This window comes from Bradyrhizobium arachidis (assembly GCF_024758505.1).
Lineage (GTDB): Bacteria > Pseudomonadota > Alphaproteobacteria > Rhizobiales > Xanthobacteraceae > Bradyrhizobium > Bradyrhizobium manausense_C.
The window spans coordinates 3,595,047-3,610,995 of record NZ_CP077970.1 but is presented as its reverse complement, the minus strand read 5'-3'; the positions used below and the strand labels follow the sequence as shown (position 1 = coordinate 3,610,995).

The 15,949-nt window shown below is 61.8% G+C and carries 27 protein-coding genes; 13 read left to right on the top strand and 14 right to left on the bottom strand.

Annotation, left to right across the window (positions count from 1 at the left end; all coding sequences use genetic code 11):
- Positions 1-281: 281 nt before the first annotated feature.
- Complete coding sequence (gene recA, locus KUF59_RS16250) at positions 282-1,370, bottom strand: recombinase RecA (protein WP_212458201.1); 1,089 nt, start codon at positions 1,368-1,370, stop codon at positions 282-284.
- 233 nt (positions 1,371-1,603) lie between these two features.
- Here recA and KUF59_RS16245 point away from each other — a divergent pair, with 233 nt between their 5' ends.
- Positions 1,604-1,837 (top strand): DUF6894 family protein, encoded by a 234-nt coding sequence (locus KUF59_RS16245; RefSeq protein WP_212458200.1) that lies wholly within the window; start codon positions 1,604-1,606, stop codon positions 1,835-1,837.
- 7 nt (positions 1,838-1,844) lie between these two features.
- Here the strand turns inward: KUF59_RS16245 and KUF59_RS16240 are convergent, their stop codons facing one another.
- Entirely contained in the window at positions 1,845-1,994 is a 150-nt protein-coding gene (locus KUF59_RS16240) for a hypothetical protein (RefSeq protein WP_212458199.1), read from the bottom strand.
- A gap of 288 nt (positions 1,995-2,282) precedes the next feature.
- Here KUF59_RS16240 and KUF59_RS16235 point away from each other — a divergent pair, with 288 nt between their 5' ends.
- The 4 genes from KUF59_RS16235 (at position 2,283) to KUF59_RS16220 (ending at position 3,556) form a co-directional block, all read left to right on the top strand.
- Positions 2,283-2,480, top strand: coding sequence for a hypothetical protein (locus tag KUF59_RS16235; protein ID WP_212458198.1), 198 nt, complete (start codon positions 2,283-2,285; stop codon positions 2,478-2,480).
- 77 nt (positions 2,481-2,557) lie between these two features.
- A complete protein-coding gene (locus tag KUF59_RS16230) occupies positions 2,558-2,728 on the top strand; it encodes a hypothetical protein (protein WP_212458197.1) in 171 nt (56 codons plus the stop codon).
- A 243-nt stretch (positions 2,729-2,971) separates the two neighbouring features.
- Positions 2,972-3,220, top strand: coding sequence for a DUF6894 family protein (locus tag KUF59_RS16225; protein ID WP_212458196.1), 249 nt, complete (start codon positions 2,972-2,974; stop codon positions 3,218-3,220).
- Between the two features lie 201 nt (positions 3,221-3,421).
- Positions 3,422-3,556: a hypothetical protein gene (locus tag KUF59_RS16220; RefSeq protein WP_258769677.1), complete on the top strand. Its 135-nt coding sequence runs from the start codon at positions 3,422-3,424 to the stop codon at positions 3,554-3,556.
- Between the two features lie 917 nt (positions 3,557-4,473).
- Here the strand turns inward: KUF59_RS16220 and KUF59_RS16210 are convergent.
- The 5 genes from KUF59_RS16210 to KUF59_RS16190 form a co-directional block, all read right to left on the bottom strand.
- Positions 4,474-4,647, bottom strand: coding sequence for a hypothetical protein (locus KUF59_RS16210; RefSeq protein ID WP_212458195.1), 174 nt, complete (start codon positions 4,645-4,647; stop codon positions 4,474-4,476).
- 77 nt (positions 4,648-4,724) lie between these two features.
- Entirely contained in the window at positions 4,725-4,895 is a 171-nt protein-coding gene (locus tag KUF59_RS16205; protein WP_212458194.1) for a hypothetical protein, read from the bottom strand.
- Between the two features lie 613 nt (positions 4,896-5,508).
- A complete protein-coding gene (locus tag KUF59_RS16200) occupies positions 5,509-5,736 on the bottom strand; it encodes a DUF2798 domain-containing protein (protein WP_212458193.1) in 228 nt (75 codons plus the stop codon).
- Positions 5,737-5,817: 81 nt separating this feature from the next.
- Positions 5,818-6,048, bottom strand: coding sequence for a hypothetical protein (locus KUF59_RS16195; protein ID WP_212458192.1), 231 nt, complete (start codon positions 6,046-6,048; stop codon positions 5,818-5,820).
- Between the two features lie 184 nt (positions 6,049-6,232).
- Positions 6,233-6,400 (bottom strand): hypothetical protein, encoded by a 168-nt coding sequence (locus KUF59_RS16190; RefSeq protein WP_212458191.1) that lies wholly within the window; start codon positions 6,398-6,400, stop codon positions 6,233-6,235.
- Between the two features lie 311 nt (positions 6,401-6,711).
- On the opposite strand from KUF59_RS16190, the gene KUF59_RS16185 reads away from it, so the two are divergent.
- From KUF59_RS16185 to KUF59_RS16175, 3 genes are all read left to right on the top strand, one after another.
- The gene (locus KUF59_RS16185; protein ID WP_212458190.1) at positions 6,712-6,900 is read left to right on the top strand and encodes a hypothetical protein; all 189 of its coding nucleotides are present in this window, start codon (positions 6,712-6,714) and stop codon (positions 6,898-6,900) included.
- A gap of 229 nt (positions 6,901-7,129) precedes the next feature.
- Entirely contained in the window at positions 7,130-7,363 is a 234-nt protein-coding gene (locus KUF59_RS16180) for a DUF6894 family protein (protein WP_212458564.1), read from the top strand.
- Positions 7,364-7,484: 121 nt separating this feature from the next.
- Entirely contained in the window at positions 7,485-7,745 is a 261-nt protein-coding gene (locus tag KUF59_RS16175) for a hypothetical protein (RefSeq protein ID WP_309500983.1), read from the top strand.
- Here the strand turns inward: KUF59_RS16175 and KUF59_RS16170 are convergent.
- Both KUF59_RS16170 and KUF59_RS16165 read right to left on the bottom strand, forming a co-directional pair.
- Positions 7,714-7,944 carry a hypothetical protein gene (locus KUF59_RS16170; protein WP_212458189.1) on the bottom strand — a complete coding sequence of 77 codons (231 nt, stop codon included), beginning with the start codon at positions 7,942-7,944 and terminating at the stop codon, positions 7,714-7,716. The genes KUF59_RS16175 and KUF59_RS16170 overlap by 32 nt on opposite strands.
- 75 nt (positions 7,945-8,019) lie before the next feature.
- Positions 8,020-8,310, bottom strand: coding sequence for a hypothetical protein (locus KUF59_RS16165; RefSeq protein ID WP_212458188.1), 291 nt, complete (start codon positions 8,308-8,310; stop codon positions 8,020-8,022).
- A 503-nt stretch (positions 8,311-8,813) separates the two neighbouring features.
- On the opposite strand from KUF59_RS16165, the gene KUF59_RS16160 reads away from it, so the two are divergent.
- Positions 8,814-9,278 (top strand): PaaI family thioesterase, encoded by a 465-nt coding sequence (locus KUF59_RS16160; RefSeq protein WP_212462849.1) that lies wholly within the window; start codon positions 8,814-8,816, stop codon positions 9,276-9,278.
- A 79-nt stretch (positions 9,279-9,357) separates the two neighbouring features.
- Here KUF59_RS16160 and KUF59_RS16155 read toward each other — a convergent pair whose 3' ends face one another.
- Positions 9,358-9,651, bottom strand: coding sequence for an HdeA/HdeB family chaperone (locus tag KUF59_RS16155; RefSeq protein WP_212462850.1), 294 nt, complete (start codon positions 9,649-9,651; stop codon positions 9,358-9,360).
- Between the two features lie 183 nt (positions 9,652-9,834).
- Here KUF59_RS16155 and KUF59_RS16150 point away from each other — a divergent pair, with 183 nt between their 5' ends.
- Positions 9,835-10,092, top strand: coding sequence for a PilZ domain-containing protein (locus KUF59_RS16150; RefSeq protein WP_212462851.1), 258 nt, complete (start codon positions 9,835-9,837; stop codon positions 10,090-10,092).
- Positions 10,093-10,204: 112 nt separating this feature from the next.
- Here the strand turns inward: KUF59_RS16150 and KUF59_RS16145 are convergent, their stop codons facing one another.
- On the bottom strand, positions 10,205-11,629 hold the full coding sequence (locus KUF59_RS16145) for a caspase family protein (RefSeq protein ID WP_212462852.1): 1,425 nt from the start codon (positions 11,627-11,629) through the stop codon (positions 10,205-10,207).
- Positions 11,630-11,782: 153 nt separating this feature from the next.
- On the bottom strand, positions 11,783-12,007 hold the full coding sequence (locus KUF59_RS16140; RefSeq protein ID WP_212462853.1) for a hypothetical protein: 225 nt from the start codon (positions 12,005-12,007) through the stop codon (positions 11,783-11,785).
- Positions 12,008-12,168: 161 nt separating this feature from the next.
- Here KUF59_RS16140 and KUF59_RS16135 point away from each other — a divergent pair, with 161 nt between their 5' ends.
- On the top strand, positions 12,169-12,573 hold the full coding sequence (locus KUF59_RS16135) for a hypothetical protein (protein ID WP_212462854.1): 405 nt from the start codon (positions 12,169-12,171) through the stop codon (positions 12,571-12,573).
- A 109-nt stretch (positions 12,574-12,682) separates the two neighbouring features.
- Here the strand turns inward: KUF59_RS16135 and KUF59_RS16130 are convergent, their stop codons facing one another.
- Positions 12,683-14,257, bottom strand: a complete 1,575-nt coding sequence (locus KUF59_RS16130; protein ID WP_212462855.1) for a winged helix-turn-helix domain-containing tetratricopeptide repeat protein — start codon at positions 14,255-14,257, stop codon at positions 12,683-12,685.
- A 106-nt stretch (positions 14,258-14,363) separates the two neighbouring features.
- On the opposite strand from KUF59_RS16130, the gene KUF59_RS16125 reads away from it, so the two are divergent.
- Entirely contained in the window at positions 14,364-15,035 is a 672-nt protein-coding gene (locus KUF59_RS16125) for a VOC family protein (protein ID WP_258769675.1), read from the top strand.
- A 146-nt stretch (positions 15,036-15,181) separates the two neighbouring features.
- A complete protein-coding gene (locus KUF59_RS16120) occupies positions 15,182-15,508 on the top strand; it encodes a hypothetical protein (RefSeq protein WP_212462857.1) in 327 nt (108 codons plus the stop codon).
- Between the two features lie 65 nt (positions 15,509-15,573).
- Here KUF59_RS16120 and KUF59_RS16115 read toward each other — a convergent pair whose 3' ends face one another.
- Positions 15,574-15,930, bottom strand: coding sequence for a carboxymuconolactone decarboxylase family protein (locus tag KUF59_RS16115; protein WP_212462858.1), 357 nt, complete (start codon positions 15,928-15,930; stop codon positions 15,574-15,576).
- Between the last annotated feature and the right edge of the window lie 19 nt (positions 15,931-15,949).

The following is a 15,949-nucleotide window of genomic DNA, read 5'->3' as shown; positions in this document are numbered from 1 at the left end:
CGCGAGAGGTAATTGACCTCTCCCCGACCGGGGGGAGGTCAAAGCATCGAAACAACCCCATGCACAGTAGCCGGTGACAACCGGCACGGCGCGATGTGAACTCCGCGAAGCTATTGATGCGTTGGGAGAAATAAGCAGCAGCACGCAAATCGTTGCCGCTGAGGCTCTGGAGCCGGATATCCCCTGGTCCGGCGGCGCCCAAAACGAAAACGGGCACTGATGACGTCGGCAACTCAACGTCCTCAGCGCCCGCTCCTCGCGAAGCTTGATTTTGCTAGGCCCTACTCCTCGGCCGGCTCCTCGCCGTCGGCGTCGCGCTCGGGGCTGCCGGCAAGAATCTGCTCGGCGATCAGGCCGGAGTTTTGCCGGATCGCGGTTTCGATCTTGGCGGTGATGTCGGGGTTGGCCTTGAGGAACGCCTTTGAATTCTCGCGGCCCTGGCCGAGGCGCTGGCTGTCATAGGAGAACCAGGCGCCGGACTTCTCGACGATCCCGGCTTTGACGCCGAGGTCGAGAATCTCGCCCATCTTGGAGACGCCCTCGCCGTACATGATGTCGAACTCGACCTGCTTGAAGGGCGGCGCCAGCTTGTTCTTCACCACCTTCACGCGCGTGGTGTTGCCGACCACCTCGTCGCGCTCCTTGATCGCGCCGATGCGGCGGATGTCGAGGCGGACGGAGGCATAGAACTTCAGCGCGTTGCCGCCGGTGGTGGTTTCCGGCGAGCCGTACATCACACCGATCTTCATGCGGATCTGGTTGATGAAGATCACCATGGTGTTGGACTTGTTGATCGAGGCCGTGAGCTTGCGCAGCGCCTGGCTCATCAACCGCGCCTGCAGGCCCGGCAGCGATTCGCCCATCTCGCCCTCGAGCTCGGCCTTCGGCACCAGCGCCGCGACCGAATCGATCACCATCACGTCCACCGCACCCGAGCGCACCAGCGTGTCGCAGATCTCCAGCGCCTGCTCGCCGGTGTCGGGCTGGGAGATCAGGAGCTCGTCGATGTTGACCCCGAGCTTGCGGGCATAGACCGGGTCGAGCGCATGCTCGGCGTCGATGAAGGCGCAGATGCCGCCCTTCTTCTGCGCTTCCGCCACCGTGTGCAGCGCCAGCGTGGTCTTGCCCGAGGATTCCGGCCCGTAGATCTCGACGATGCGTCCCTTCGGCAAGCCGCCGATGCCGAGCGCGATGTCCAGCCCCAGCGAGCCCGACGACACCGCCTCGATGTCCATCGAACGGTCGTTCTTGCCGAGCTTCATCACCGAGCCCTTGCCGAACTGCCGCTCGATCTGGGAGAGCGCGGCAGACAGGGCTTTACTCTTGTCCATGGAAGATCCTTCGACGATACGCAGCGCAGTGGCGGACATTAGGTGGTGCTCCTTATGGCGGGGATTCGCTAGGGGGACAAACGGTTGGCGAAGCTGGCCGGCGATAAAAACACCGTACCCTATTTGTTCCAGGTTCGCAATATGTTCTTTTCGATCCGACGGTACTGGCCTGTTTTAACCCCTAGTGGCCTAAGTTGAATTTGGGAGTGGCCTAATTTGTTAGGAACGTAACGCCTTGGCCCCGCTTGCCTTACTAACAAGGTGGTTCCGCGATGCGGTATTATTTCGACATCCGGGACAACACCGGCCTCTATCCCGATGAGGAGGGGTTGGAGTTCAAGACCCAGCGAGAGGCTGAGGTGGAAGCGGCCCAAACGCTCGCGGGATTGGCCAAAGACCTAGCAACCATAGATGAGCGACAAGACGTTGCCGTTGAAGTCCGGACGGACGTTGAAGACGTGTTTCAGGCAGCGCTCATTTTCAAACGAGGCGGTACGAAGCAGTAAGGCCGCCTCAGTTGGCGGCCTCTTCGTCGCCCGAGTCCTTCTCCTCGTCCTCCAGCAGCGCGATGTTCGCTTCAAGCCTCTTGAGCAGGCGACGCGCGTCTTTCAATCCGACTATCGCCGAGACGACAATTCGGTTTCCATCAAGCGCGACCTTCATGGCCCCCGGTTCAACAGGGGGTGGAGGTGCGGGCGGTGCTGGGCTGTGAGCAGCCGGGGTCATTGGAGACCTTCCTATCCCCGCCCCGATACCCTTGATTGCATCATCAACCATCGTTGGAGGGGGCGATAAATCCACGACAGTGCCTTTGCCCCCCTGTGTCCCAGGTCGAATTCGGCAGTGCCCTAGTTTGAAATGTTCACTTTGGAACTGAAGGCGCCGTGTCTGCATATTAGACTTCGAGAACTCAAACCCTGCGGTTAGGACCCGTAAAGACGAGGTTGTGTCATGGAGCGCCGTCGTTTCAAGCAAACCATCTCCCTTGAAGAACGCCTTGCCGAAGAAGCAAAACGCCTCCGCGAAAAAGCCAAAGCACTCCCCCCAGGTATCGAGCGGGACACGCTCCTGCGCAAAGCCCGCCAAGCCGAAACCGGCTCCCATATGAGCGAATGGCTGAGATCGCCGGAGTTGCAGCCGCCGAAGTAAGGCAAATACCGACGACGCAAATTACATGGACCTCCCGCCCCAATCGGAACATGCTTGGGATCGACGGAGGCCCGAAAATGATAAACGCGTTCGAGTGTCGTGAGGCCGCCAAAGACTACAAGGCCAAGGCCAAGATCGCAGGGACCGCAACCAAGAAGATCACCCTGCTTACCAACATCGCGCACACCCTAAGCGGCTTGGCAAAGCAGCTTGAGATGCTCGATAGTCACGAGCACGAGTCCAAGTGACGCTAGCAAGGCCGCCTCAGTTGGCGGCCTCCCCTCTCTTCTTCAAAGGGACCTTCATCAAAGCGAGCACTTCAGGCGCAGGACTATGGCCCGCGCTGTCCAACCTGCGCCGCCCTCCCTCGCCTTGCCCAGTCCCTCCCAGACCTGACCAAGGCTCGCACCTTGCTCCTCTATCCGTGCAAGTGCGGCGAACGCATCTGGGAAGACTTAGGAACGGCATGAACCGCCGGGCATTGGTGGTTGATGAAGCGTTACTATTTCGACATGCGTGACGCCGACGTCATCGCCCCGGACGAGGAAGGGCTAGAGCTTCCCAGCATCAAGGCTGCCCAAGTGGAAGCAGCCCAAGCCCTCGCAGACATGGCTCGCGATGCCGCTCGCGGCCTGGGCGAGGACAGCCCGGACCGTCAACTGTCCATCGAGGTTCGCGACGATGATGGGCCGGTCCTGCGTGCCAGGCTCGTCATCGATATTGTTCGGCAGAGGACTTAGGACCGCCTCATCAGGAGCATGTCTTTGGTCGTTTCGTGCGGCGCTGCTGCCGGTAGTCGCCCCCCGGTGTCCGAGTTGTTTTGAACGGTGTCTCGCCGCAGGGTGCTGCATGGACCGCGCGATGCAGCTCCGTCATTTGGATGAAACCGAGCGCTTGATTTAACTCAATGGTCCCGCCGTCTAAACTTCGAGCTTTGGGCCATGACCGAGCCCGAGAAACAAAGCGAGGTGCCAGAACCCCGGCCCTCCCGGCTGGAGGAAGCGCGGCGGATCATTGAAGGGTACGCCAACGATCTGCGGGAGATCGTCAAGAAGCTCCGCCGCAAGATGCACTGAGGCCGCCTCATTCTCCTCCGCGAGTGTTGCTTACCGAACAGACGGGACCAAATGAATCACCCACAATCGTCTGATCCGGGATTTTGCATTACACCCTCTCGGGGCTGGACCCACGCCGTCTGCGATCATTTCAAGCAGGCGGCGTTACTTTGTCAGGTGTCCTAATCTGCCAGTGCAACTGTCCTGATTAGGACAGCATCGACCCAAGGGCGTCACGGAGGCAAATTAGGACAGTGTCTCACACGGTAGTTGTCCGGAGTCCCATCAGCAGCGTAATACCGCTAGGGTGAATCCGCCGGGGCTGGCATTTCCCATCCCGAACAAGAATTTCAACCGGCAAGGGGTCGCGTCACAGCGGCCCCTTTTGATTCTCAAACCCTGCGCCGGGGGCTGGTGCGTTTTGTTCCGGCGTTAACATTTGATATGGGAACCGCCCCCCAAAGGTGATACCTTGCGTCCATCACCGCACGGCCCGTGGCATTTACCGGTGATGAGAACGCCAATTGCGCTCCCGCCTTCCTCACAGGGAAAGGTGCGCGCCATGTTCAAGCGGCGTCGTTTCAAGCAACAGCTCACCCTTCAAGACAGACTTTCCGCTTGGGTCAAACAGCTCCAATCTGATGCCGAGGCGCTTCCCCCAGGTCCGGAGCGTGACGCCCTCGTCAGGAAGGCTCGCCAGGCCGAGGTCGCGTCACGGTTGGACGATTGGGCGAGGTCGCCGGGGTTGCAGCCGCCGAGCTGAGGCCGCCTCCCCGTAGTTCTCCGACCGAGAACATGGTTCGCTGTGTGGCAAGCCGGCTACACCGCGAACGGAGTTCATCCGAGCTGCCTCGATCAAAGATCGAGATCGATCACCATCTCTCGGCTCAGTCGATAGTTACCGGGATACGCCATCTATTCCCCTTCCAGAGGCCGCCTCAATCGGCGGCCTTGGCGGGTCCCAAGGCAAGGAGCACGAGAAGCGCCAGAGGTCCGAACACCAGGGCCATGATGAGCCACGCTTTGGTCGATCGGCCGCGATCGCGCGCCATATCGAATGCGGCGGGCATGCAGGCCAGGGCCCAGAGTTGAAAGATCAACCAGGTTGGCATTGATGGCTCCGATCTGCCCAAGATATCAGGCCACCTATTGGCAGTCTCGACTTCGCCGGAAGAAAAGTGACACTGCGTCAGTGCTCGGCCTCGCCGGCACCGCTTGGCGCCACGACGCGACCGGATCCGCCGCACTTGGCGCAGGGACGAAATTCCGTCTTCTCGCCAAGATGCATCGGACGCATGCCGCGGTCCTGTCCGGTGCCGTCGCATTCCGGGCAGCTCAATTCCTTCTTTGGTTCGTTCACGCTCGCCCTCTCGAGGTCTCTTTCATGCCGGTTTCCCAGGTAGGAAACGCGGCCGAACAGCAACCGAAAGTTGACATCAATTTACGTTGGCCGGGCAACATCTAACTGGCTGGCGAAGGGCCGGCCTGTCCTCAGCTTAGGCTCGTGAGGCCGCGGCGGTGGCACAAACTGCACTGGGCCTGCGATTCGTCAGCGCGTATCGTGATACCCATGTTGCGGGATGACGCGGTGTTTCGGCTCTATATCGTCGCGCTCGGGGTGTTGCCGGTGGTTTTGACCGCGATCCTGCTGTTTGCGTGGTGAGCGTCCGGCGTTCTCTGAATTTTGCTCGGGATTCTTGCTTGGGATTTTTGCTGGGGACGCATGGAGCGTCCCCGTTTTTGCGCGTCCCCTGTCAGCTCCATGTAAGCTCACCCGGGTAGGGTCATGCCGCTATGGTGTTGCAGCCCAGCACCTCAGCCTCCAATAACCTTCTGCCCCGCCCGGCTCTCCCCAGGCGGGGCTTTTTTATGGGCCGCGGCCAAGCGGGTTTTTGTTTGAGCATGATCTCCGCGCAAACGCGTTCCGCGTTTGTCGCGAGGGAAAACCGCTTCGCACTTTTCCGGATCATGCTCTACTCCCGCGTCAGCCGCAGCGAGACGGACCGGATCATGGGCGCCGCGAGCAGAACGACCGGCAGCATCGCCCCCCAGGAGACCAGCCAGGCGAGCAGCCAGTGCGCGACGAACTGGTGCGTCGCCAGCGCCGGATAGCTCGCGACCGCCGAGGCAATGGCGCAGGTCAGGCCGGACTGAATCACGCTGAAGACGAAATGGCTGTAGCGGCGGGGAATACCGAGCATGAGGCGCCTTTGCTGTCTGGCGCTTCGGTGAAGCAAGGCATGTGCCGTCAGGGAAACGAGCCGCCGCGGAGCTCCGGACCGTCAGTGCGGGCGGTTCTCGATCGGCTGATGGGAGGCCCGCCCGCATCCGACCGGCCGGTCCGACAGGCCCTCGAAGCGCCACAGCGTCACGCGGTTGGTCTCGCCGCATTGCTCGCAGGACAGCTCCTGGTCGCCGAGCATGTAGCGCCCGCGCTTGAACGCGACATGCGACGCCGGCCCCCGACAATGCGGACAGACCAGCTCGAAATTCCGCGCCCCCCAACGCAGCATGAGATCTCGCCACCAGCTCACTGCTCAAGCCTTCCGCTCTGCCTTACTCCCAATGCGGTATTTGCTCCCAATGCGGGATTTGCCCCAAATTGGCGCCGCCGACGGAGTCGATGCGTCGCCGTGGTCCGCGCTTTTCCCGTGGTTCTCCGTCCCAGAACAAAGTTCCGGCACCCAGGCTGACCCATCAGGCACCGTTTGAACCGCCGCGATCCCGATCGTGCATTTGGAGAATGCGAACGAAATCGGCCATGCTGGAGTGATCGCCGCCGTCGTTCGCGCGAACGGCATACGCATCCGTGTCGGTCCAGCTGCGGTGCCAGACCCGCCTGAGCAATTCGACGATCAGCTTCATTGCCGTGAACAGTGAACCAGATACGGGGTCCGTACGGGACCTCATGGAGTGAACGTGACGAACCGATAAGCAGGATCGACGCCGATGGTTCCGGGCTGGCGTTCGGAAATCGGCAGATCGCCGCGTCCATGGCCGATGTTTCGAAATCCCAATTCGCTTCTTTCGGGCCACGCGCGAATCCGGGATATCGCGTGACGAATCCGGGAATCGAGGGATTGTCCACAACTTAGCCGCGAATTTTAGCTTGCCCACGGAATATCATTGCGTTCAACATGTTAACGTCATCAGGGCGTGAATCGTGGAGGTAGACCATGAATCACAGGGGAGTTGAGTTCACCGTCGCCAAAACCTCCGTCCCCGGGGTCTGGCAGTGGCAATTCTGGATCGGCGACAAGGTCAAGTCCGGCAGGACGGAGACGAAGATCGACCTTTTGGCGATTCGCCGCGTGCAGCTTCGGATCGACCGCGAATTGAAGGCGCTCGCACGGAAGCTGGCCTAGAGCTTTTTCGGTATCCACCTCGCCCGAAAACGTTCTAGCGCGCGGCAGATTGGATTGCGGAGAATAGGTCTCGGTGCGCTCGGGTGCCGAGATACCTGCGCTGCGGCAAAAACCCCGCAAAAACCCCGCAAAAACCCGTAGAGTTCCGGAGTTGATCTGTACCGCGTTTGGGATTGCACTGCGCGCCCATGGAGCCTTGGGGGCGGCCATCACGCGCGTTGGTATCAGCATGCCGCTCTATTTCTTTCGGATCCAAAACGGTCGCTATTCCGGCTGCGCGGACCAAGCCACCGAATGCGCCGACCGCGAAGCCGCATGGAAGGAGATGACCAGCGTCTGCGCCGACATGGCCGCCGGCATCTCGCGCAAGCTCCAGGAAAACTCCGAATGGAACATGGAGCTGCTGGACGAGGCCAAGAAGCCCATATTCCGCATCAGCATCGTCGCGGAGTCGTTCGAGTAGCGCGTCCTGGAGCCTTTTCCGTTCCGATGGAATCGGAGCGGGGCTCTAGATTCTTGGTTTGACGCGTTTTCTTGACGCGAACCGGTGGCCGCTTCGCTGGAAAACGCTCTGGGGCGAAAACTTGACCGACATCAACATGCCTCTCGCCTCGCGCTGGCAGATAGAGGCCATGGGCAATATCGTTTTCCGCTGTCCCGCAACGGGCATGTATGTGCAGCACTGGATGGCCGAAGAGGTCGCGCCGGAGGCGCCGATGTGCACCTACGAGACCGTGATGTGCAAGGCGTGCGCCCGGATCCATTTCATCAACCGGCGCACCGGCAAGCTCCTCGGCGACGTTGCCGCGCCGGTCAATCGGCGCTCGGCAAGCGCCGCATCGTGAACTCGATCCTGTCGTCGGGCAGCTCGCGCCAGCTCTCGACCTCGCTCATGTAACCGGCCTTGGGATAGCGCGCGAAGAAGGCTTGCGCCTTCGCCCTCGCCGCTTCGCGCGGCAAGGTGAAGGTCTCGCGCAGATAGCCGTCGCCCGACTTGTGCCGGCGCGCCATCCGGTCGGCAAGATCACGCGGGCGAGACGCCATGCCGAAACTCCCACTACGACCTGCCCAATATAGGAAGATCGGAGCGCCAGGAGGAGTCCGGCTAGGGAATTAGGGTCAGTTGGCGCTCGTGCCCGACTTGGTCTTCTTGGCTGCCGTCGGCTTGGCCGCCGTGGATGCCGACTTCGGCGGATCGCTGCGCATGCCGCCCCAGGGATCGTTGGAGGCCTTGGCGTCCGGAATCGTCTTCAGCGTATCCTTGTACTTCCTGTCGCGCTCGGCGTCGGCCGCCTTCTGCTCGTCGGTCTTGCCCGGGCCGTCCTGCAGGATGTTGATGTTGGGCATCTGTTGCGCGTAAGCCGGCGCGCCCAGCAACGCCAGCACAGCCGCCATACGAAGAACCTTCATCACGTCACTCCTTGAATCATCGCGGGAGGATCGGCCCGCCGTTCCCTAAAGCGAGATATCGCGCTTTAGCTCCTTGTTTGAGCATGATCTCCGCGCAAACGCGTTCCGCGTTTGTCGCGAGGGAAAACCGCTGCACACTTTTCCGGATCATGCTTCAGGAACGGTCCGATCTGCAGGATTTCGGCGACTGCATCCAGTCATCCCAGATCGGGCCGCATTTGGTACAGCCGTTGAGCGCGAGACCCAACGCACCCAGGCAGAAGACCAAGACTATTCGCCGCAACATCACCCACCCTGCTCTCAGGCGCGGCATCATAAAGGGCGAACTCGGGCATTTTCAAGCCGGAGAGACCTGGCGGCAAGAGACCTAGCGGCAAGAGACCTGGCGGCAAGAGACCTGGCGGCAAGAGACCTGGCGGCAGATGGCTGGACCAGATGACTTTTTCCCCTCGATCCGGGCACAATGGCGGAAACATTCAGCAACGAACGAGGAAACAGGGTTCATGGCATCACCGTCCGCAGCACAGTTCGACATCGAGGAAGCCAGGCGCGTGCTCGGCGACGTGTTTGCGCCCTGGGTTAGGGATCTCGGGCTTTCGGTCGAGAGCATCGATCACGAGCCGCCGCCGGAGCCTGCGGACTGGCAGCCGGGCGCGGTGCTGCGCATGGCCTTCTCCGAACGCCTCTGCCGCAGCGGCGGCGTGGTGTGCGGCCAGGCCCTGATGGCGCTCGCCGACACTTCGATGGTGATCGCGATCCTCGCCGCCAATCGCGGCTATCGTCCGATGACCACCGTCGACCAGACCACGCACTTCATGCGCGCGGTCTCGTCGTCGGATGTGCTGGCGGATGCGCGGGTGGTGCGGCTCGGACGCACCATGAGCTTCGGCCGCGTCACCCTTCTGTCCGCCACCGACAACAAGCCGGTGGCGATGGTGTCGAGTGCCTTTGCGATGTTGCCGGGATAGCAACGGTCTCCGCGCAAACGCGTTCCGCGTTTGTCGCGAGGCGGAGTGTGAAGGCGCGATTGACATCGCGCCTTCGGACTTACTTGCCGAGAACTTCGTCAGCCGCGGTCACGATGCTGACATTCGGATTCTTTCCGCAATAGCTGCCGAACTTCTTGGCGTTCTCGACGAACACGTCGGTGTCGATGATCGCGTTGTCCTCGTCGCCCTTGTACCAGCCGTCCATCCAGGTCAGCACCATCCTGATGGTGTCGTCGCCGCTATCGAGGAACTGCTTGCAGCTCATCGTCGCGAGGTCGAGCTTGGTGGCGTGTGCGGGAACGGACGACAGCGAGAGAACGGCGGCAAACAGAATCGAAACGGTGGTCTTCATGAGTATCTCCATCGGCGTCGGACGCCACAATTGAACGGCCATTCACAAGCTGCGAAGCAGCGCGAATGCGCGCGCATTGTCGTAAACGAAGTCTTAAGCGCTCCGCAAGTACGGCGCATATTGAATTTATTTCGAGGTAATTCCGGCGCACTAGTTTAGAGGAGCAATGACGGACCGAAATCGATGAACGAGAAGCGTGCAGCACAGCGACACCGTGTTTTCAAGGGTGGAAGGATCACCTTCGAAGGCAGGAACATCGCGTGCACGGTTCGCAACATGTCGATCAGCGGCGCCGCGATCGACCTGGACGGACTCGTGGTGCTGCCATCGTCGTTCATGCTGTCGATCGAACGCGACCATTTCGTGCGCAATTGCCGTGCTGTCTGGCGCAGCGACAAGCGGATCGGGCTCGCCTTCCTGCAGTCAAGCGCGACGGTGTGAACGGCCATTCGCAACGCGTATGCGCGCATCACGAGGATGCGCCCGCAGCCAGCCGACCATCAATGCATCATGGCGCGTTCGAGGATGACGCGATCGCCAGCGTGCCTGCGATTCAGTATCCCCGACGGCCCTGATAGCCGTCGCGCGGGCCGTAACCGCCGCCGACGCCGACACCGATGCCGATCGACACCGGCGGTGTCCGCTCATAGACCACGGGCGGTCCGGCCGGCTCGTACACGACCGGCGGCGGACGGCGCACCACAACGACGTCGTCGGTGTAGACTTGGGCGGGCGGCCGCGATCCGGCGCGCTTGGTGGTGTCGGGCTTCTTGGTCGGCGTGTCGGCCTTCTTCAGCGGCGCCGGCTGCGGCTGGTTGTTGCACGGACAGGTCAGGGCGGCATTGGTTGCGGGCGTCGCCAATGCGAGGACCGGGACCGGCTTGTTACGCATGCGCTCTTCCAGCCTGCGCGCGGTCGCCGTGAGATCGCTGTCCGGGTATTGCGCGAGGAAGGCGCGATAGCTCGCGGCGGTGTTGATCAGGACGGCGTTGTTCCAGGCCACCATGCGGCGATGGCGATTGAGCCAGTCGCGCGCCTGCAGACCGCGCGGCGTCGAGGCATAGAGCGCGGCGAAGGCCTCATAGGCTTCATCAGTGCCGTCGGCGACGATGATCTCGTTGGCAGCCTCGACCGGCTTGCCCTTCAGGTCACGCGCCCATTCCTCGACCGTGCGCTTGGTGGCGGCGAGCTTGGGGCCGCCCTGCCCGCTCGCGGTCATCGGCGCGGCGAAGCGGAAATCCTCGGTCAGGGACGAAGAGTCCCACGGCGTCTGCCGGCCGTCGGTCACCTTGTTCACGGCGACCCGGACGCGCTTGAAGGTCTCCTCGATCGGCGCCGGGTCCTTGGCGGCGGTGAGCAGCGCCGTGGTGTAGGGACTGTTGGCGCCGCTGCCGTCTTCGGCTTCGGCGCCGGGCGAGGTCGAGAACGAGACGAAGGTGCCGGGGACGCCGGTCTTGGCATCGACGATCGCGAGTCCGTTGCCGGCGGTCTTGAGCGTCGGAAACGGATTGTTGCGGCAGGCATCGAGCAGCACGATGCGCATGCGCGTCGGCACCGAGTTCAGCGTGTTGAGGATGTCGTTGAGCCGCACCGCCTGCACCGCGATGTCGGCCTCGCGCTTCGGATCGACGTCGACCGGGATCAGGAAGTTTTCGCCATCGACCTGGAGGCCGTGGCCGGCATAGAACACGAGGGCCACGGTGTCGGCACCCTTCGCCGCGACCTCGCTTGCGAACTCGCCGACTTTTGCGCGCAACTCGTTTTGCGTCAGATCCGATGCTGAGACGACCTGGAACCCCGAGCCCGACAGCAACTGGGTCATGGCCTTGGCGTCGTTGGCGGGATTGGGCAGCGCCGGCACCGATTTGTAGGCGGATTGGCCGATCACCAGCGCCAGCCGGTTTTCGGCACATGCCGGTGAGGCGCTGAGCAGGATTACGGCGGGAACGAGCCAGTTCAGCAAGGCGCGGCGAGACATAGCAACCTCCGGCAACATCTGGACTTGCCGAATTGGTCACGGTGCTTGAGGGCGAGGTTCAACCCGGCAAGCCAATCTCCTGCGTCTCAAGCGCTTTCTTCAACGGCGATAGTGTCGCAGATCGCGAGGGCCGGCCATTTCCTTACTTCGGCTTCACTTCGGTTTTTTGGGCGTCTCGGTCGGGCGCGCCCCGCCCCAGGGATCGTACTTGTCCTTGGGCTCGGGAATGCGCTCAAGCGCCGCCTTGTAGGCCTTCTCGTCGACCACAGGCTTCTTCGGCTCCGATTTCGGCGGGGCATCCGTTGGGCGCCTGCCCTGCGCCTGCGCCGGCAAAGCCGTCAATACCAGCAGCGCCGTCACAACCACGAAAACTCTCATCTCGGCAATCCCCCTCACCTGGGGTACAAGCCTAGCCTGCAATCGCGTAACCGCAAATCCCCCCGCCGGCATCTCTTTTTGCATCAGGAAATGTTGATCGGCCGGGGCTTTGATCGGTCACGTTCATGAATATTTGTGGCGGCGCAGGGGGGTCTCCACGGATGTTGCGGATTGTCGCTCATGCGGCATTGCTCGCCGGCGCGCTTGCGCTGGGCGGTTGCGGCTTTGCTGACAGCCGCGCGCCGGTGCCCGAGTTCATGCGCATGAAGGAGGTCGAGCAGCCGCCGCCGGAGCCGCCGCCCGACGTCAGGAAACTGGTGCGCGAGCAGCTCGATTTCGTTTTCCTCGCCGCGTCCTATCCGCGCGACGTGCAGGTCGCGCCCGCCCGTCATGAGGCGCGCGGACCAGGCTGGACCTCCTGCGTCCGTGCGCAGCTCACATCGGCAACCGGAACGTCGCTGGGCATGCAGACCTACATCGTGACGATCACGGGCGGGAAGATCGTCGACCGGCGGCGCGCCGAAGCCGACGATATCTGCACATCTGAAACTTATGCGCCGATCTAGGATCGGACTCATTCGCGCGCAGAAGCAAATCGGATCGCTGCGATTGCTCATCGGGCCGGTGCGCTTACATCATTGTATGCTGGGTGACGAGTATGGAAGGCTTGGCTTCTCAACTTTCCGGTAATCCCGCTTTGCGAATACCTCGAAAGAGACGTTCCGCGTCTTCGGGCCTCTTGTAGACAGCGGTACGCTTCCATCGCTCGATCGCGAATGTAGGCTCGATCCGGCGCACCTCGTCGGCGGCGGCACGGGCTTCGCCGAGCCGATCCAGTTGTGCGTAGGCAGCAGCAAGCCAAAGTTGGGTGATTCGCAAATTGGGCATTTGCCACGCGCTCTCGCGCAGCGACGTTATGGCGTCGTCGTAGCGGCCGAGCATGTAGCAGGCGTTACCCATGTAAGCGAGGCGAGTTGCGTTCCGGAACGGTTCGAGGCGCATACTTGCTTGCATCACTTCGATCGCCCGGGCCGGCTGGCCCGCAAATACCAAGCAAAGACCGAAGCTGTGATCGCTGAAGTTTGGGTTGAGAACAAACGCTTGCTCGAATTCCGCGATCGCCTCTTCGTGTCGACGTTGGAACATCAGGACCGCTCCAAGAAGAGTGCGAGCCTGCGGCAACGTAGCATCCAGCCGCACGGCCATCTTCGCCAGCTCATCGGCGCGCTCCAGCGTGGCCGGGTTCAAATACTCCGCGTCGCGCGGCTCGACATAGGTATACATGTAGGTCCGCGCCAAAATCACGTAAGCCCGGGCATAGCCCGGGTCGATCGCTACCGATCGTTCGAGACATCTGCGCGCCTCGTAAAATGAAGGCATGGAGCGCTGGGAAAATCCGATCGCGAAGGCCTCGAAGCCGCGCAGGTAATAGTCATAGGCCTCCCAGGTCGCTGGCGGCTTCGACAGGATCCGCTCCACTTCCGCCTCGATCACGCGCACCTGAAGGATCGTGACGATGGTTCGCACCACCTCGTCCTGAACCGCAAAGGCATCCCTGAGCTCGCGGTCGTATCGTTCCGCCCAGCGGTGCGCGCCGTTCACTGCATCGACCAGTTGAGCTGTAATGCGAATGCGGCTTTCGTCCCGCCGAACGCTGCCTTCAAGAACGTAGCGCACACCCAGCTCCCGCCCGATCTGCCGGACATCGACCGCCTTGCCTTTGTATTGAAAGGCCGAGCTTCGGGCGATCACGGCAAGATCGGAGAATCTGGACAGCTCAGTGATGATGTCTCCGGTGATGCCGTCACTGAAGTAGTCCTGCTGCGGATCATTGTTGAGATTCACAAACGGCAGCACCGCGATCGAGGGCTTGTCGGAATGTCTTGCTGCAGTCGCGTAATCGACTGAGGCGGCCGGCGCCAAGCGCTGTGGCGCTTCGGCATCGTCCCCGGGTTTCGAAACCGGTGCGGCAAAGCGATAGCCGCGGCGGGGCATCGTCTTGATCATGGTCTGGCCGTCGTCGCCAATCGCTTCGCGGACTTCACTGATGCACTGCGTCAGCGCTTCATCGGACACAACTACGTTTGGCCAAACCGCCTTGAAAAGCTCGTCCTTCGTGACCAGGCGGCCCGCATTCTCAACCAGGCAACGCAACACATCGAAGCTCTTTGGCCGCAGCTCGACTTCGCGATCCTCCGTCCGCAGGCATCCGCGAGCGACATCCAGCAAATAACCATTGAATTGGAACATGGGGCGCACCCTCATGATGACGACAATTCAGGGAAGTCGGAGCCAATTAGAGAAAAACGAGATGGTTCTCTCAGGACCGGATGCCTGATTCTACACACAATCAGTCTTGTTCCAATTGGCATCGCCAAACAGAGAGGATGCAAATATGGTCACACTGCAGGCAATGTCTGCGCTCGACGCGGCTCCCGCAGCAAGGGCATCGGGGGACGTCGGACCGGTTGCGCCGGTCGGCGTGAACCATGTCGTGCTGAACGTCCGCAATATGGACGAGAGCCATCGGTTCTGGACTGAGATCGTCGGGCTTCGGCTGGTCGGAGAATTCCGCCAGCGACCTGGCCGGCCGCCGACGCCCAGAATGCGGTTCTATAGCGGCACCGGAACGGCTGGCGTCCATCACCATGATATTGCGCTGGTCGAGAACCCGAACTTGCCGCCGCCGCCCACTGAATGGAAAATGTGGGACCTGCCGATGGCGATCAATCATATCGCCATCACTTATCCAAGCCGTGACGCCTGGTTGGCTCGGCTCCGTTTTCTTCGGGCCAAGGGGGTGACGTTTGATCGCCGGATCGACCACGGTATGACGCACAGCCTCTATGTGCACGATCCCAACGGCTACGGTGTAGAATTGGTCTACGATCTTCCGCGCGAGGTCTGGGAGAACGACATTGACGCCGCATTGAACTTCGCAGAGCTCCGGCCGAACGAGGGAACGGAGGCGTTGATCGATACCACCGACGTTCCGGTGTTTGGCGTAACATCGCGGCCCCCAAAATAGCAGCCCCACCGGCACGGCTTAGGGAACAATTTGGCGACGACGGGATCTGATCCGCGGGGGAAAATGCGTAAAGGAACTGCGCCACCCGGAACGATCGCGCCCTCTCTTTCTTGTTACCCGCAAGGGCAGCATCGAGGAGGACATTGATGAGGACAGTTGCAATCGCACTGTTGGCGGGCGTTGGCGCGCTCGCAGCCACCGGCGCCGCGAAGGCGACCGATATCTACACGACCAGCGAATACACCAATCCGGATCTCGTGCAGCAGGTGCGGCTCGTCTGCGACGACGCCGGCCGTTGCTATCGCACCCGTGGCGGCGCGCGCGTGATCGTGCGCGATTCCTACAACTACATGCCGCGCGATCGCTACTACGAGCGCCGCACCTATCGTGACTGGGACGACGGCCCGCGCGCCGGCGTCGGCATTCGCGCCCCCGGCGTCAGCGTCGGCGTTGGAATCGGCGACCGCTATTAAGCCCATCCCGGATTGATGGAACAGGATCGGACGGCTCGCGTCGTCCGATTCTTTTTCTTGTGCCGTCAGGCGGCGACTGCCTGCTGCTGGAACTGCTCGTAGGCGGCAATCGCGTCTGCAGCGTACATCAGCGACGGCCCGCCGCCCATATAGACGGCCATGCCGAGCGCCTCCTCGACCTCGCTTCGCGAGGCGCCGAGTTTCACCAGCGCCTCGGTGTGAAAGCCGATGCAGCCGTCGCAATGCGCGGCGACGCCGAGCGCAAGCGCGATCAGCTCCTTGGTCTTCTTGTCCAGCGCGCCGTCCCGTGTCGCGGCCTGCGCGAGTGCGGCAAATCCCTTCATCGTGTCGGGGATGTCGTTCCGCAGCTTGCGCATGTTTGCGGAAATCGTCTTGGTGATCTCGGGATAGTTCTTGTCCATGGTTACTCTCTACAGGTGA